The organism is Geobacter sp. AOG2 (genome assembly GCF_019972295.1).
Lineage (GTDB): Bacteria > Desulfobacterota > Desulfuromonadia > Geobacterales > Pseudopelobacteraceae > Oryzomonas.
The window spans coordinates 2,679,827-2,694,686 of sequence record NZ_BLJA01000001.1; the positions used below are offsets into that span (position 1 = coordinate 2,679,827).

Here is a 14,860-nt window from a genome sequence, read left to right on the forward strand (position 1 = left end):
GGCTCAAATCCTGCCCCCGCAACCAAACGACAAACAAGGGTCTGCATATTTTTGCAGGCCTTGTTTGTTACCACTTGCCATGACCAGCCAAGATGCACAGGCATGTCGGGCCATGAAACCGAAACCCTGCCGATAGCGAGTTGCTTTCCCGCAGGGATTCGAGGCGCCTTTGTCATGGCGTCCGGTTGCCTCCTCCGACTCTCGTGCTACTATTGAATTGTCCCTATACGGAGGAGGCCATGACAAGGAATCTTCTCAAGCACGATTCTGTTTCGGATTTTCTGGAGATCCTCGCCACCTTCGGTGAACTGCACGGCCCGGTACTGACTGAAGACGGGGTTACGGCGTTCAGACCGCTCGGCCCTGGGATTGACCTGTTTCTCACGTATGACCGCACCCTCATTCCCCCGAAAAAGTATCTTCTTCCCCCCCGCGATACGGTTCTTACTTTTGCCCCGGACGAGGACTATCGTCTGCCGGTCGCCGCGGTTTCCGAAACCATCCTGGTCGGTCTCCACCCCTGCGACCTGCAGGGGATCGCTTATCTGGACAAGGTGTTCATGGGCGACAGGATCGACCCCCTGTACCATGCCAGACGGACGGCACTGACCTTAATCGGCCTTTCCTGCGAGCCTGACGAAAATTGTTTTTGCGGTGATCTTTCAGCGGCTGAAACCCATGGCTGCGACCTGTTCATGCGTCAGCTCCCCGATGGGTTCAGTCTCAGGGACAACACCCCAAAAGGCACGGCAATTCTGAACAGGCTGACCCCGATCCTGGCGGAAGGCGAACCTCCAGAGGCCGCTTCCCGGACGTGCGCCATGGCGGCAGCAATACAGCAGGCATCAGCCCGGGGCGAGACCTATGGAGAAAGCGCGCTGTGGGACGAATTTGCCGGACGCTGCCTCTCCTGCGGCGCCTGTTCCCTCTGCTGCCCGACCTGCTATTGCTTTGACGTTCGGGAATACGGGGCACTGGACGGAGAAACAACAATGCGGCTGCGCGAATGGGACAACTGCCTCTTCAAGGACCATGGCGAGGTGGCCGGCGGCTTCAATTTCCGCAAGAGCCGCCAGGAACGGTTCCAGTACCGCTATCGGCACAAATATCTCGGTTTCGGTCCGACGCGCGGCATCGTATCCTGTGTCGGCTGTGGCCGCTGCCGTGTAGTCTGCCCGGTTGGAATCGACCTGCTGGAGCTATTCAAGGAACATGACGATGAGAAACGACCGTGATCCGACCATTGCCCCGCTCCCGGCGACCATAATTGGGCTTAAGACCTTGTCCGCCGATACGGCACTGTTCAGGCTGACCCTGGAGAACAGTGAGGGCGACCGGTTCGACTTCAACCCCGGTCAATTCATCCAGCTCTCGGTACCTTCGGGCGGCGAGGTCCCCATCTCCCTCGCCGGTCCGCCGCGGCTCCATAACAGCTTCGAGGTGTGCGTCAGGCGGGTCGGGCACGTAACCGACATGTTGCATCGCCTCCTCCCAGGCGACCGGCTGGGGGTTCGGGGGCCATTCGGCAATGGGTTTCCACTGGGCGAATGGACCGGTCGCAACATCCTGCTGATCGCCGGTGGTCTGGGCATTGCCCCCCTCCGCTCGCTGCTTTATGCACTTCTGATGCAAAGGGAAGGGTTCGGAGAAATCACCCTGATGTACGGTGCCCGGGAACCGTCCGCCATTCTGTTCAAGGAGGAACTGGCTGAATTGAGCGGCCGCCGGGACATGCACCTCTTTCTGACCGTGGATTTTGCCCAGGAGGAATCCCCCAGCGGCTTGGCCTGCAACACCGGCCTTCTGCCGACGCTTCTCAGGGGGGTTAATTTCGGCACGACAAACACCGTTGCCGCCGTTTGCGGTCCACCCGCACTCTATCGATGCATCCTGGAAGAGTTGCAGGAACTTGGCATTCCTGCCGAACACATCTACCTTTCCCTGGAACGAAGAATGAAATGCGGGGTCGGGCTTTGTTGCCACTGTGCCGTCGGGGATCTCTTCTGCTGTAGCGACGGCCCGGTCTTTAGCTACAGCCAACTCAAAGGGATCAGCGGTGCCATATGAAGAAGCCTGCCATCGCCATAGCCGGGCTGACCGCCTGTTCCGGTTGCCAATTGACCCTCCTGAACTGCGAGGAGGAGTTGCCGGAGATCGCTCAGCGTTTCATCATCGATTATTTCCCTCTGGGGCTTACCGAACGGGCCATTACCGGCCCCATCGACGTGGCTTTCGTGGAGGGGGCCGTTTCCACTCCGTCCGACCTGGAAATTCTCATGAAATTGCGTAACTGCAGCCGCAGCCTCGTGGCCTTGGGCACCTGCGCCCTTTGGGGCGGGATTGCGGCCATGAAGAACCAGGAATCGAGAAAAGATCTTGCCAAAACGGTGTACGGCTTTGCCGCCGATGACCTGAAAAGTTTTAACCCGCAGCCGTTACATCGCTTTGTCAAGGTCGACTTTGCCATTACCGGTTGCCCGCCCGAAAAGGGAGAACTCCTGACAACCCTTGCCGCGCTGCTCCGTGGCACCTTCCCCGTGTTCCCCCGCTACCCGGTCTGTTCCGAGTGTCGTAGTCGGGAAAACCTCTGCCTCCTCATCGAACGGGACAAAATGTGCCTTGGGCCGCTCGTTCAGGCCGGGTGCAATGCCAGGTGCCCGGCTGTGGGGATCGGGTGCGAGGGGTGCCGGGGACCGGTGACCGAGGCCAATGTGGCAGCGGAGATGGAACTGCTTCTGAAGAAGGGGTTCTCACGAGACGAGATCGTCAGCCGCATGCAGCGTTTTTACCCGGAGTGGGACTATGAACAGAGTTCTTGAGATCCGACCGCTTACCCGCGTCGAGGGACACGGACGCATCGAAGTTCGCTTTGCGGGGACGAAAGCAGAGATGGTCTCGCTCTCGTTCTTCGAGGCGCCCCGTTTCTTCGAGGCCCTTCTCAAGGGGAAGAGCTATGAAGAGGTGCCGGAGATCATCTGCCGTATCTGCTCGCTCTGCTCCACGGTCCACCGCATATGTTCACTCTTCGCCATAGAAAAAGCCTTGGATATCCGGGTGTCCGAGCAGGTCGGACTCTACCGGGAACTCATCCTTCATGGCGGACACATTCAAAGCCACGCCCTCCATCTCTTCTGCCTGGTACTCCCCGACTGTTTCGCTGTCGATGGCATCTCCGGCCTGGCCGACAAGGCCCCGCAGGAATTGAAAAGGGGGCTGCACATCAAGGCGGCCGGGAACCTGATCCAGGAAATCGTCGGCGGCAGGACCATTCACCCGGTCACCCTCGTCCCCGGCGGCATGGGGAAACCGGTAAGCAGGGAAGGTTTGCTGAAGCTGAAGGAGACCCTCCAGGGGGTTCTGCCCGAAACGCGCCGGGCATTCGAATTGTTCCGCTCCTTCCTCCCGAATGGGGAAAAACTGGACACTCCCCGTTATTTGAGCGTGCACCCGGAGGGAGCGTCGCCATTTTTCGGAGACAGCCTGACCATGGGGAATGCCGAAACGATACCTGTCGAGTTATACACGAACCTGCTTCGCGAGAAGATGCCGGAAACCGGTAATGCCAAGGCCGTCCTCGTGAATGAGGAACCCGCGACCGTCGGGGCTCTTGCGAGGCTGAACCTGGGCATGAACCTGACGCCGATGGCGGCTGCGGCTTTTGAAGAATGCAGGATGCTGGTGACGGACGCCGATATCCGCGCCAACAATCTGGCCCAGGCCGTCGAGTTGATCCTTGCGGTGGAGCGTTCTCTGGAGATTGTCGATATACTGATCGAGGCGGACTTCAGCCGGGAAGAAACAACCGGGATCGTTCCGAAAAAGGGGCAGGGAATCGCCGCGGTGGAGGCGCCCCGCGGGGTGCTCATCCACAACTACAGCTTTGACGACCGGGGGATCTGCCGGGGCGCCGACATAGTGACTCCCACCGTTATCAATCAAGCCGCCATGGAGCGGGACCTGATCGCCCTGGCCACGCACATGGAGGGGGCGGACGATGAAGAGTTGACCGGGGCCTTTGAGCGGCTGGTGCGCGCCTATGACCCCTGCATTTCCTGCGCAGTGCACCTGCTGAGGATCTAGGGGTACTATGACGATTCCTGCTTGCGGGGTTATGCGCTGAAGGGTTTCTTCCCGTTTTGCGTTTCTCAAAGGGCGGTAGCCATCGAGGTGCGGACATCGCGGTTTCCCCTGTCAGGCTCTGCAACGTCCCGGTAAAACACTTGATGTTCATGACAAGTAACGCTATCCTGCAACGGGGATTGCGTGTTGCCGCATGCTTGTACCGGAAGGCATTCGGGAGGTCGCGTAGCGGCCCAACCGGGTCACGGAGGTCAAGGCAATGGAATCATTCGTGAAGTATCTCCTTTTGTTGGTGCTGTGGGCCTTCGGCGCCCAGTTATACTTTTACGCCGTCACCCTGGAAGGCGTCCAGAGACAGGAAGGGTGTCGGAACCTGGGCATCCTTTATCTCACGGTCGGTATCGTCAGCCTGGTCTTCCGGGAGGCGCCGTATGTCGTATCGGGCCTCGTGCTGATCATGCTCGGCTTGCGGCTGGTCTCCTACGGCCTCGACCGGCTCAACAAGGATACGTTCATCGACCGCTACAAGGATGATTGAGGTGGCGTGGCCGAATCAGGCACACCTGGTTATGGAGTACCCGGATTGAAACGTCTTCTGCTCTGCATGATCTTTATCTTTACGTTACTTCTCGTCGTCTACCGCCCCGTTTATCCCACGAAGCACCCCGGCCCGGCGGCCGCCGCGACCATCCGCAAAGGCACAACGACCAAACAGCAGGTACACGCCCTCCTGGGCACACCCCAGGATATCGAACGCCAGGTGCCCATACGCCAGCCGGCCCGGATCGAGCCGCTGCCGGCCAGGTATCTTGCTTCGGAAATATGGACCTACCGGACCTACAGCCATCATGGGACGGCGAACGCCGCCCCCAGCGCCAAGCCTTCCTGCTATTTCATCGTTGTGTTCTTCGATGCCCAGGGGAAGGTGCTGGATTGCGAGACCGAACTGGACGATTGAGAGGTCTCGCCAATCGACCGGGGAAGGGTTAACGCAGAACGGCATTCCGGTGCCGCCCGGCCAGGGCGTAGTGCCGTTGCAACGTGAGGCTCCCCCGTAACCCAAGGTCATCTCCCCCTACCCCGCAAGCGGACAAGTCAGAGGATTCCGCATCCCGTCATTTTTTGCCGCCGCAGCCTCCCACCCACACCTTGGCCGGAATACCGGTCACGTCATATCGCGCAGATCCAGGAGGCCGTCCCCGAAAGCCCCCGCGCAAAATCTTTAAACAGTCGTAACAGGGCCGACACTGTTTTGTCGCATGGCGCGTGTAGTTATTGACACATTGGATATCGTACGTATTCGGAGAGACACATGCTGCGGTTAGGTTTCCTGATTGGCCTTTTTGTTATCGCTTTGTGGACAGGCACCTCCCGGGGCAGCACGGAAGAACTCAAGATCGGCGCCGGCGACGCGGCGGCGGAAAACATCCTCAAGCCCATCAAAAAAGCCTTCGAGAGCGCCAATAATGTCCAGTTGATCGTGATCGATTCGGGCGCCAAGATGGCCTTTGCCGACCTGAAACGGGCCGGGGTGGATGCCGCTGCGGCCGGGATCGGCTACCCGGCCTGGCTTGAGCTAATGAAGCACGAGGGGGTCGAGATTGAGGACCCCGCTGTTTTCCATCCTGTAACAATCGGCAAAGATCACATCGTGGTTGTTACCAACAAGGAAAATCCGGTCAAAAAGCTGAGCGCCGATCAGTTGCGCGGCATCTTCAGCGGCGAGATCGAAAACTGGAATCAGGTGGGCGGCCCCGACATGCCGATCATGGTGGTGTGGGGGAGCCTGATGCCGGACACCAACGGCATGTTCCTGGCGGCCTTCCTGGCCAGAAAACCGTTGGTGAGCGACGTGCTCGACGCAACCACGGCCGAGGATGTGCGGGCGAACATCGCCGCCAACCCGTCGGCCATCGGTATCGGACCTGCCGGCATCCTGGACGACTCGGTCGCCTCCCCCGAGACCCCCCTCCTTTCCCGGGAGATCACCCTGATCTCCCGAGCCAACCCGCCCGGTGCATTGCTGAAACTTCTTGAATTCATCAACACGGACGGCCGGAAGTTCATCAAGGCAACGGAATAACGGAACAGACACCACTATCCTGGCGTAACGGGCAGGCCGATTCCTGCCCGGCATCCGCCCGTACAGGGAATCTCCATGACCATCAGAACCAAATTGATCCTCAATATCATCGGTAGCAGCATCATGATCGCCATGGTCTCGGGCACCAGCCTGTTCGGCATGCGTTTCATCCGGGACCGGCTCAACTACCTTACCACCCGGAGCACCCCGTACCAGATCCGCACGGCAGAGATGCAGCGTGCCATCGAAGGGGCAGCGGCCGACCTGATCAAGACCGGCTCCGTCCGCTCCAAGACGGAGTACGCCGCCGCGCGAGGGGATGCCGAGAAAGCCGTCGCCGAGGTGAAGCGCGCCCAGGAAGCGCTGAACGACCTGGGGGGAGCGGCAAAGAGCGAGGCCTATGACGACCTGGGCCGCATCGGCACGGAGATTTTCGGCGTGACCGAAGCGCGCATCACGGCGGAAGCCGAATTGAAGGATGCCGCAACCGCCATCGAGGCCCGGCTGCGCGATGTCACCGGCCAGCTCAAGGGGCTGGACGCCAAGATCAGGAATCTCCAGAACAGCCGTTCCGCTTCCTACAGCACCTCCACCGTGGAGACCAGGAACATCGAGACCCGCCTGCGCAATGCGGAATCGTTCCGGGTCGTTATCAAGGAACTGGCCCAGATGGTGGGCCTGATCGACCGCGCCACCGACACCAAAAAACTGCTGATCGCCCAGGGCAAATTCAACACCGTCATGGCCAGGATCAACAAGAGCGCTTATCTGGCGGACATGCAGGAGTTGACGCCTACAATAAGCCAGTTGCGGGACAACTCCATCAAACTGGCCGACCTCAGGAAGTCCATGCTGGGGCATGCCGACAGCGCAACGAAAGTCACTTACGGGAAGTTGTACAAGGACCTGCGGGAGAAGATCACCTCGCTGCAACTGGCGGTAGAGCAGGAGGTGGCCACGGCCAACTCCAACTACGGCAGCGAATCGGGCAAGCAGGGCGACCTGTACAGCCAGTCCAAGCTCGCCACCGGGGTGCTTGCCGACAACGCCGACCTGGTGGCCCAGGGGATATTCGTGGAGGCCCTGACCACAAAACTGTTCACCCTCACCTCGCCCAAGGACGTTGCCGCGGTCGAGGCGTCCCTGCGCGGCGTCTTCGACAAACTGGGCGCGGCCGAGAAAAACGTAGGCGAATCGTTGCTAACGATCAACGCCGCCAAAGAGCGCGCCACCCTGCAGACGGTGACCAGCCACCTGGCCGCCACCCGCACCATGCTGTTCGACCAAAACGGCGTGATCGCCAAGATCCGCCGCAGCCTGGAGATGCAGGAACGGGCGGAGGCGGCAACGGCCAGGCTGCGCGCGGTGGTGGAGCAGGAGGCCGCAAAGGGGAACCGGACGGTGAGCCTGGCCCAGGGAGACCAGGAGAAGGCCATTTCATCGGTCAACAGGATGGTCCGCACCAGTTCCCTCCTGATCATAGCCATCAGCCTGGCTTCGGCGGTACTGGGCATCCTGTTCGGGGGGGTGATCTTCGTCTCCATCAACCGCCCCCTGATCGCCTCGGTTGCGGTAATGAGCAGGATCGCCGACGGCGACCTGACCGTGTCCGTGGCATCGGGCCGGCAGGACGAGTTGGGCGTTATGATGGGGGCGATGCAACGCATGTCGATTAGCCTCAAGGAACTCATCACCAGGGTCAAACAGGCCTCCGAGTCCATCAACCAGGTTTCGGCCGAGGTTTCCAACAGCGCCTCCCAGACGGCCAACGCATCGCAACGGATGTCGGAACAGGCCGGAACCGTGGCCACGGCCAGCGAAGAATTGGCCGCCACCGCGCAGGAGATCGCCAAGAGCTGCCACATCGCCCACAACGAGTCCCGGCAGGCCAACACCACGGTCACGACCAGTTCCGCCATCGTTCAGGAGACCATCAAAGGGATGACGGTCATCAGCGACATGGTCAAATCGTCCGCCGCTACGGTGGAGAAACTCGGCTCGCGCTCCGACCAGATCGGCGAGATCGTCGCCACCATCCAGGATATCGCCGACCAGACCAACCTGCTGGCGCTCAACGCCGCCATCGAAGCAGCCAGGGCCGGTGACCACGGCCGCGGGTTCGCCGTCGTGGCCGACGAGGTACGGACCCTGGCCGGACGTACGGCTGCGGCAACCAAGGAGATCGAGGCCATGATCGGCTCCATCCAACGGGAATCCCGAAACGCGGTCACGGCCATGGAGGAGGGCGTCACGGTGGTGGAGCGGGGCACGACGGATTCCGCCCGCTCCGATGCAGCATTGCGGGAGATTCTCAGCCAGATCGACCTGGTGGTCAACCATGTCAGCCAGATCGCCACGACCGCCGAGGAACAAACCGCGACCACCCATGAGATCAGCAGCCACATCCTCCAGATCTCCCAGGTGGTGGAGGAGACGTCCCGCTATGCCCACGACTCGTCCCAGGAGGCGGAACGACTGTCGCTACTGAGCCTCGAGCTACAGGCGCTTGTGGGCAAGTTCAAGCTCGCCTGAGGGACGGGAACACCGGCGCGGATAAGGAAAGACAACGTCCCTCAGGGGGGCTTCGGACCGGGGGCGTTCCTGTCGGCGTAAGCGGTCACCACGGCAGTGGGCGTCTCGTAAAAAGCCTCCGGGCCGAACAGGTCGGTGAGGCCGGAGCGGTCGAGTTCGGCGCGGACCTCGTCGATGACCTCGCACACCACGAGCCTGATGCCCCGGCCCGCCAGGGTGGCGTGGAGCGCGCGCAGGGTTTCTGCCGCCGTAAAGTCCACATCGTCAACCGCCGCCGCATCGATACAGAACCACGACAGGGGCGGGTCTGCACTCCTCACAAGTTCATCGACCTCTCTGGCAAGTACCTGGCTGTTGGCGTAATACATATTGTGCATGAAGCGGTAGATCATGAGACCGGGCAGGACCTGCACCCCGGTGGCGACCGGCCGCTGCCGCCACTTCAGCGTCTCGTCGGGACCGATCAGCATGTTGGTCACGAAATAACCGTGCCGCGTATGGACGACGAGGGAAAGGACGATGGCCAGGAGAATGCTTTGCTCCACCCCCACGAAGACGACCACCCCGGCCGTGATCAGGGCCACCCAGAACTCCCACGGCCGCTCCACGTAGATCCTCTTCATCTCCGGAATATCGACCAACTCCGCCCCGATCAGGAAGACCACCGCCGAAAGGACCGCTCCCGGCATGTAGGCCAATGGTGCGGTGAAAAATAGGAGCACCATGAGGACCGTGGCGCTCGTGGTGAGCTGGGCGAGCTGGCTCTGCCCGCCCGCGCTTTCCACCATGCGGGTCTTGGTCGGGCTGCCGTTCACCACAAAAGCCCCGGACAGGCCGGCGCCGATGTTGGCCAGACACAGCCCCACCAGGTCCGTGTTCTCGTCGAAATCCTCGTTGGAACGGGCGGCAGAGGCTCGTGCGGTGGCGGCGCTCTGGGCGAGTATCACCACGGACATGGCAAAGGCTGTGGGAACGAGTTTTTCGATCAGGCTCATGTCGATGGCGATTTCGGGCAGACCGATTCCGGGCAGGCCGCCCGGAACAGGGCCGAGGACGCGTACCCCGTAGTTCTCCAGGTTGAGCGCCCAACTGGCGATGATCGCGCCGATCACCGCGATCAGGGCGCCCGGAATCTTTTTCGAAATCTTCCGCGATCCGGTGATAATCACGAGGACGGCGAGCGCCACCGCAAGGGATACGGGGTTCGTCTGCCCGACCTGTTTCAGGGTGGTGAGGAGTTTTTGGACCGTGCCGTGCCCCCCGCCGGGCAGATCGAGCATCCCGGATATCTCGCCTACGGCGACCTGGATGCCGACCCCGGACAGGAAGCCGACGAGCACGGTGCGCGACAGGAAGTCCGACAGGAAGCCGAGCCGGGCGACACGGGCGAGGAACAGGAATCCGGCGGACATGAGCGCGAGCAGGCCTGCCAGGGCGAGCCACTCGCCGGACCGGGGGGCGGCGAAGCCTGCGATGCTGGAGGCGAGGATGGCCGCAGTGGCCGAGTCTGCGCCGACCACCAGATGCCGGGACGACCCGAAGAGCGCATACAGGGCCATGGGGATAAGAATGGTGTAGAGGCCGGTGATGACCGGGGTGCCGGAGATCTTGGTGTAGCCCATGACCTCGGGGATAGCGAGGGCGGCCAGCGTGATGCCCGCAATGATGTCGGCCGGAACCTGGGCGCCGTCCAGGGGGAGGAGCCCCTGGAACAGGGGGAAGCGGCGTCCTTTGTGCTGTGCGGCGGCATGTGCCATTACTGTCTCCCCGGTCACGGAACCCTGAACGGCCAACGCGATTGCGCGCGACATCGTCTCAAGTCGCTGTGTTCCTCATGGGTATAGTTTTACCCGGTTTCATTCCGGAAGCAACAAAGATAACCGGATTGCCACCTCCCCACCCACACAGACCGGGTATATTCCGGACCGGAGCGGCCTGCCCCTGCTCAGGGGGGACAGGTATTCTTCGCCCGCGCGCCACCAAATAACATGCTGCTCCGGCACCCCGCAACCGGCATTTGTATTTTTTAATTGATAAACATTGCAACTGTGCGATAATGCAAAAATTACAGGGCGAGGCGCAGGAACCCTCGCACCCCCGTTATACCACGAAAGGCGATCAAAAACGGCATGGAGGGGTAATCCCTATGCGTTCCGGTTATTTTAGAAGCCTGACCCTGAAAACCAGAATGGCACTGGCCATCGCCTCCCTGTTTGTCCTGTTTGTCATTACGACGTTATACCTCACCCGCTCGTATTTCGAGCATTCCTTCAAGCAAACCATCACCGCCCAGCAGTTTTCCCTCGTTTCAAGTCTGGCAGACAGCATAGACGACAAACTCAGGATCGCGCAAAATGCCCTGAAAGCGGCCGCCGAGAGCGCTCCGGCGGATGCCTTTACCAATCCGGACAAGGCCCAGCGTTTTCTGGACCAAAGGGTCGGCGTCCTTTCGATCTTCGATAACGGCATCTACTTCATAAACAAGGACGGCAGATTGATTGTGGAGAGCCCCTACCGCCCCGACCGCCGGGGAAGGGACCTGGGGTTCCGGGAATGGGTGCAGAAGACCGTCACAAGCCGGAAACCGTACATCTCCGAGCCATACGTGTCAACCCACACCCCGGGCCGGCCCGCAATCGTCATGACCATGCCGGTCTTCGACCAAAAGGGGGAGATGACCGGGATGATGGTCGGCAGCCTCGACCTGCTGGGTGAAAATTTCCTGGCGATCCTGTCCAGGGTCAAGATCGGCGCGACCGGTTACATCTTCATCGTCGGCATGAACAGGATGCTGGTGGTGCATCCCGACAGGAACAGGATCCTGAAACCGGCGGCGCCCCCGGGCGTCAACAGGATGGTGGACCGAGCCTTCGCTGGGTTCGAGGGGAGCGGCGAAACCGTTACCTCACGCGGGGTGCCCATGCTCGTTTCCATCAAGCAGATGCGTATGGCTCCCTGGTTCCTGGGGGCCGACTACCCCCAGGCCGAGGCGTACGCCCCCATCCGCAATGCCGGGCGCTATTTCGTCCTGGCCGCAGTCACGGGAACCGTCCTGTTCCTGCTGGTCACCTGGCTGACAATGAAGCGCCTCATGGCGCCGCTCGCCGTCATGACCCGGCATGTGGCGCACCTGCCGGAAAAACAGCGGCACGAACATCAGATCGCGATAGATTCCGCCGATGAGATCGGGGTGCTGGCGGCGGCATTCAACACCATGATCGACACCCTGGACCGGCAGCAGGATGAATTGCGGGACCAGAAACAGAGGATCGAAGATGAGCGGGGTTTACTCGAAAATGAGATCGCGGAGAGGCGGATAGCCCAGGAAGCCCTTTCGGTCAAACAGCAGCAGCTTGAGGCACTGAACAGCCTGCTCCAGAGGACCAACAGCGAGCTTGAGAAGCGTATCTCCCAAGCCGTCTCGGAGATTCGCCAGAAGGACCGGATATTGATCCAGCAGCAGCGGCAGGCAGCCATGGGCGAGATGATCAACAACATTGCCCACCAGTGGCGTCAACCGCTCAACAATATCGGCCTGATCGTCCAGAACATGTTGCATAGCCAGGAGCACGGAGAGCTCACCTTTGAGCAGATGAGGACCGATGTCGGCAAGGCGATGGAAACCTTGCAGTTCATGTCCCAGACCATCGACGATTTCAGAAACTATTTCCTCCCCGATAAGGAAAAGTCGCTGTTCAGCGTCAAAAAGGCGGTCAACAGGACCATCTCCATTATCGAGGGAAGTAACGGCAAGACAAGAATCTCCGTCAAGTCAGGCGATGGGGCCGATCCGGTCATCTACGGTTATCCGAACGAATACTCCCAGGTCCTTCTCAACGTCCTGATCAACGCCAGGGATGCCCTGTCCGAACGGAATATCCGCAATCCGGAGATCAGGGTCGACATCCGCTCCGAAGAGGGGAAGTCCGTCGTAACCATCAGCGATAACGCCGGCGGAATCCCGGAAAGCATCATCGGCAGAATATTCGACCCCTACTTTTCCACCAAGAGCCCCGACAAAGGGACCGGGGTAGGACTCTTCATGTCCAGGAACATCATCGAAGGCAGCATGAACGGAAGCCTTACGGCATGCAACTCGGCAGAAGGCGCCGAATTCAGGATAGAGGTCTGACCCGGCGCAGACGGTTAAACCAATGTCCCGCGAGGGTGGTTCCTTCCTGCTGATTCAGAGGCGACCGGCCTCCCCTTCTTGCGATTTCAGCCCCACCGCATCGAGCACTCGGCGATATGGCGGCTGAAAAAAACAACCAGACGCATGTATGGCAGAACAGAACGACCGGAACCGTGGCGAGACACTTGGCACCCCTTTATGGTGCCGCAACAAATAATTACTAAAAATCCGTGACATAGCTCGATCAACCTTATAAGATGGGCAATACTTTTAATATTGCGATGAATATTTCTTATACGGGGAGACTAACATGACTACGTCAAATAACGGTTTGAGTTTCGGAAGCAAGATCCTTTTGCTCGTACTGGCGTGCAGCATCGGTTTGGCGCTATCGACGACCGGCATCGCGCTGAAGGAGTATGTCGGTTCGTACCGCAACTCCATCGAGATGTACAAGAAATCGTTGTTCAGCGATTTTGACACCCAGGCCAAGAGCGAAGTGGAGATGGCCGTCAGCATGCTGCAGGCGATCTACGACCGTTCCCAGAAGGACGGCACATCGCCGGAAGAGGCCCGGAAACAGGGCGCCGACCTGTTGCGCAGCTTGAAGTACGGCAAGGACGGCTATTTCTGGGCCGACACGACCGAAGGGGTTAACGTCGTCCTTCTGGGCAAACCGGCCGAGGGGAAGAGCCGCATCGACCTCAAGGATGCCAAAGGCAAATACCTTGTCCGTGAAATCATCGAAAAGGGGCGGCAGCCGGGGGGCGGCTTCACCGACTACTGGTTCCCCCGGGCGGGTGCGACCGAACCCGCCCCGAAACGGGGCTACTCGTTGGAATTCAAGCCCTTCGGCTGGGTGGTAGGCACCGGAAACTACGTGGACGACCTGGACGCCCTGGTCAAGAAGGCAGCCAGCGAGAGCATGCAAAGCGTCAAACAGGGCATCTACCTGATCATCGGAGCGACCGTGGTCCTGATCATCCTCATCTCCGTCATCTCGATCTTCGTTACCAAGCGCCTGCTTCTGCACATAGGCACCGAACCGGCCCACCTGGAGGAGATCACCCAGCAGGTGGCGGCCGGCGACCTGACCTACCGCTTCGAGCAGGGCAAGGGGGGGGTCTATGAGGCCATGCGCCGGATGGTGGAACAGTTGCGCCAGGTCATGGACAAGGTCAACAAAAGCTCCCAGGAGGTGGCCTCGGCGTCGGTGGAGTTGAACAGCAACGCCGAGCAGACGGCCAGTGCGTCCCACGAGGTCGTGAACCAGGCCAGTACCGTGGCTACAGCCAGCGAGGAGATGTCGGCCACCAGCATGGATATCGCCAACAACTGCCACCGCGCTGCGGAGAGCTCGAATCAGGCCGGCAAGACCGCCCAGGCCGGGGCCGCCATCGTCAGGAACACGGTGGACGGCATGACCCGCATCGCCGACAAGGTGCGCAGTTCCGCTGCCGTGGTCGAGCAACTCGGCACCCGCTCCGACCAGATCGGCGAAATCGTGGCCACCATCGAGGATATTGCCGACCAGACCAACCTGCTGGCGCTGAACGCCGCCATCGAGGCAGCCCGGGCCGGAGAACAGGGGCGCGGGTTCGCCGTCGTCGCCGACGAGGTGCGGGCCCTGGCCGAGCGCACCGCGCGGGCCACACGGGAGATCGGCGAGATGATCAAGAATATCCAGGGAGAAACCCGCCAGGCTGTTTCCGCCATGGAGGAAGGGGTTCGGGAGGTGGAACAGGGGACGACCGAGGCGGCCCGGTCCGGCCAGGCCCTGGAGGAGATCCTGGAGAAGATCAACGAGGTGACGTTGCAGATCAACCAGATCGCCACGGCGGCGGAGGAACAGACCGCCACCACCCGCGAGATCTCCGACAACATCCAGCAGATCTCCGAGGTTGTGGGGATGAGCGCCAAGAGTTCCCTGGACATTTCCCAATCCTCATCGAACCTTTCCCAGCTTTCCGTGGAGTTGCAGGATATGGTCAGGATGTTCCGGATCCAGTAGACCGTGCGCCAACCGGAGGCAA

11 protein-coding genes are annotated in these 14,860 nt (G+C 60.6%); 10 read left to right on the top strand and 1 reads right to left on the bottom strand.

Translation table 11 applies throughout. The features are described 5' to 3' along the window. Window positions 1–239: 239 nt before the first annotated feature. From LDN12_RS12325 to LDN12_RS12360, 8 genes are all read left to right on the top strand, one after another. Window positions 240–1,235 (top strand): 4Fe-4S dicluster domain-containing protein, encoded by a 996-nt coding sequence (locus tag LDN12_RS12325; RefSeq protein ID WP_223922957.1) that lies wholly within the window; start codon window positions 240–242, stop codon window positions 1,233–1,235. Then, the gene (locus LDN12_RS12330) at window positions 1,219–2,067 is read left to right on the top strand and encodes an FAD/NAD(P)-binding protein (protein WP_223922958.1); all 849 of its coding nucleotides are present in this window, start codon (window positions 1,219–1,221) and stop codon (window positions 2,065–2,067) included. The genes LDN12_RS12325 and LDN12_RS12330 overlap by 17 nt, the downstream gene beginning before the upstream one ends. Then, window positions 2,064–2,819 carry an NADH:ubiquinone oxidoreductase gene (locus tag LDN12_RS12335; RefSeq protein WP_223922959.1) on the top strand — a complete coding sequence of 252 codons (756 nt, stop codon included), beginning with the start codon at window positions 2,064–2,066 and terminating at the stop codon, window positions 2,817–2,819. Before LDN12_RS12330 ends, LDN12_RS12335 begins: the two co-directional genes overlap by 4 nt. Further along, window positions 2,803–4,080 carry a Ni/Fe hydrogenase subunit alpha gene (locus tag LDN12_RS12340; protein ID WP_223922960.1) on the top strand — a complete coding sequence of 426 codons (1,278 nt, stop codon included), beginning with the start codon at window positions 2,803–2,805 and terminating at the stop codon, window positions 4,078–4,080. The genes LDN12_RS12335 and LDN12_RS12340 overlap by 17 nt, the downstream gene beginning before the upstream one ends. Before the next feature lie 259 nt (window positions 4,081–4,339). Then, a complete protein-coding gene (locus tag LDN12_RS12345; protein ID WP_223922961.1) occupies window positions 4,340–4,618 on the top strand; it encodes a hypothetical protein in 279 nt (92 codons plus the stop codon). Window positions 4,619–4,663: 45 nt separating this feature from the next. Continuing rightward, a complete protein-coding gene (locus LDN12_RS12350; RefSeq protein ID WP_223922962.1) occupies window positions 4,664–5,038 on the top strand; it encodes a hypothetical protein in 375 nt (124 codons plus the stop codon). 354 nt (window positions 5,039–5,392) lie between these two features. Continuing rightward, the gene (locus LDN12_RS12355) at window positions 5,393–6,163 is read left to right on the top strand and encodes a substrate-binding domain-containing protein (protein ID WP_223922963.1); all 771 of its coding nucleotides are present in this window, start codon (window positions 5,393–5,395) and stop codon (window positions 6,161–6,163) included. Between the two features lie 75 nt (window positions 6,164–6,238). After that, entirely contained in the window at window positions 6,239–8,695 is a 2,457-nt protein-coding gene (locus LDN12_RS12360) for a methyl-accepting chemotaxis protein (protein ID WP_223922964.1), read from the top strand. Between the two features lie 41 nt (window positions 8,696–8,736). Here LDN12_RS12360 and LDN12_RS12365 read toward each other — a convergent pair whose 3' ends face one another. Continuing rightward, window positions 8,737–10,452, bottom strand: a complete 1,716-nt coding sequence (locus LDN12_RS12365; protein WP_223922965.1) for a SulP family inorganic anion transporter — start codon at window positions 10,450–10,452, stop codon at window positions 8,737–8,739. Between the two features lie 389 nt (window positions 10,453–10,841). On the opposite strand from LDN12_RS12365, the gene LDN12_RS12370 reads away from it, so the two are divergent. Together LDN12_RS12370 and LDN12_RS12375 are read left to right on the top strand one after the other, a co-directional pair. Further along, the gene (locus LDN12_RS12370; RefSeq protein WP_223922966.1) at window positions 10,842–12,827 is read left to right on the top strand and encodes a cache domain-containing protein; all 1,986 of its coding nucleotides are present in this window, start codon (window positions 10,842–10,844) and stop codon (window positions 12,825–12,827) included. Window positions 12,828–13,137: 310 nt separating this feature from the next. Further along, a complete protein-coding gene (locus LDN12_RS12375) occupies window positions 13,138–14,838 on the top strand; it encodes a methyl-accepting chemotaxis protein (RefSeq protein ID WP_223922967.1) in 1,701 nt (566 codons plus the stop codon). The last annotated feature ends 22 nt before the right edge of the window (window positions 14,839–14,860 follow it).

Coding starts and splice junctions, on each gene's coding strand:
- LDN12_RS12375 (WP_223922967.1), top strand. CDS start 13,138: ATGACTACGTCAAATAACGGTTTGAGTTTCGGAAGCAAGATCCTTTTG.
- LDN12_RS12330 (WP_223922958.1), top strand. CDS start 1,219: ATGAGAAACGACCGTGATCCGACCATTGCCCCGCTCCCGGCGACCATA.
- LDN12_RS12345 (WP_223922961.1), top strand. CDS start 4,340: ATGGAATCATTCGTGAAGTATCTCCTTTTGTTGGTGCTGTGGGCCTTC.
- LDN12_RS12355 (WP_223922963.1), top strand. CDS start 5,393: ATGCTGCGGTTAGGTTTCCTGATTGGCCTTTTTGTTATCGCTTTGTGG.
- LDN12_RS12370 (WP_223922966.1), top strand. CDS start 10,842: ATGCGTTCCGGTTATTTTAGAAGCCTGACCCTGAAAACCAGAATGGCA.
- LDN12_RS12335 (WP_223922959.1), top strand. CDS start 2,064: ATGAAGAAGCCTGCCATCGCCATAGCCGGGCTGACCGCCTGTTCCGGT.
- LDN12_RS12340 (WP_223922960.1), top strand. CDS start 2,803: ATGAACAGAGTTCTTGAGATCCGACCGCTTACCCGCGTCGAGGGACAC.
- LDN12_RS12360 (WP_223922964.1), top strand. CDS start 6,239: ATGACCATCAGAACCAAATTGATCCTCAATATCATCGGTAGCAGCATC.
- LDN12_RS12365 (WP_223922965.1), bottom strand. CDS start 10,452: ATGGCACATGCCGCCGCACAGCACAAAGGACGCCGCTTCCCCCTGTTC.
- LDN12_RS12325 (WP_223922957.1), top strand. CDS start 240: ATGACAAGGAATCTTCTCAAGCACGATTCTGTTTCGGATTTTCTGGAG.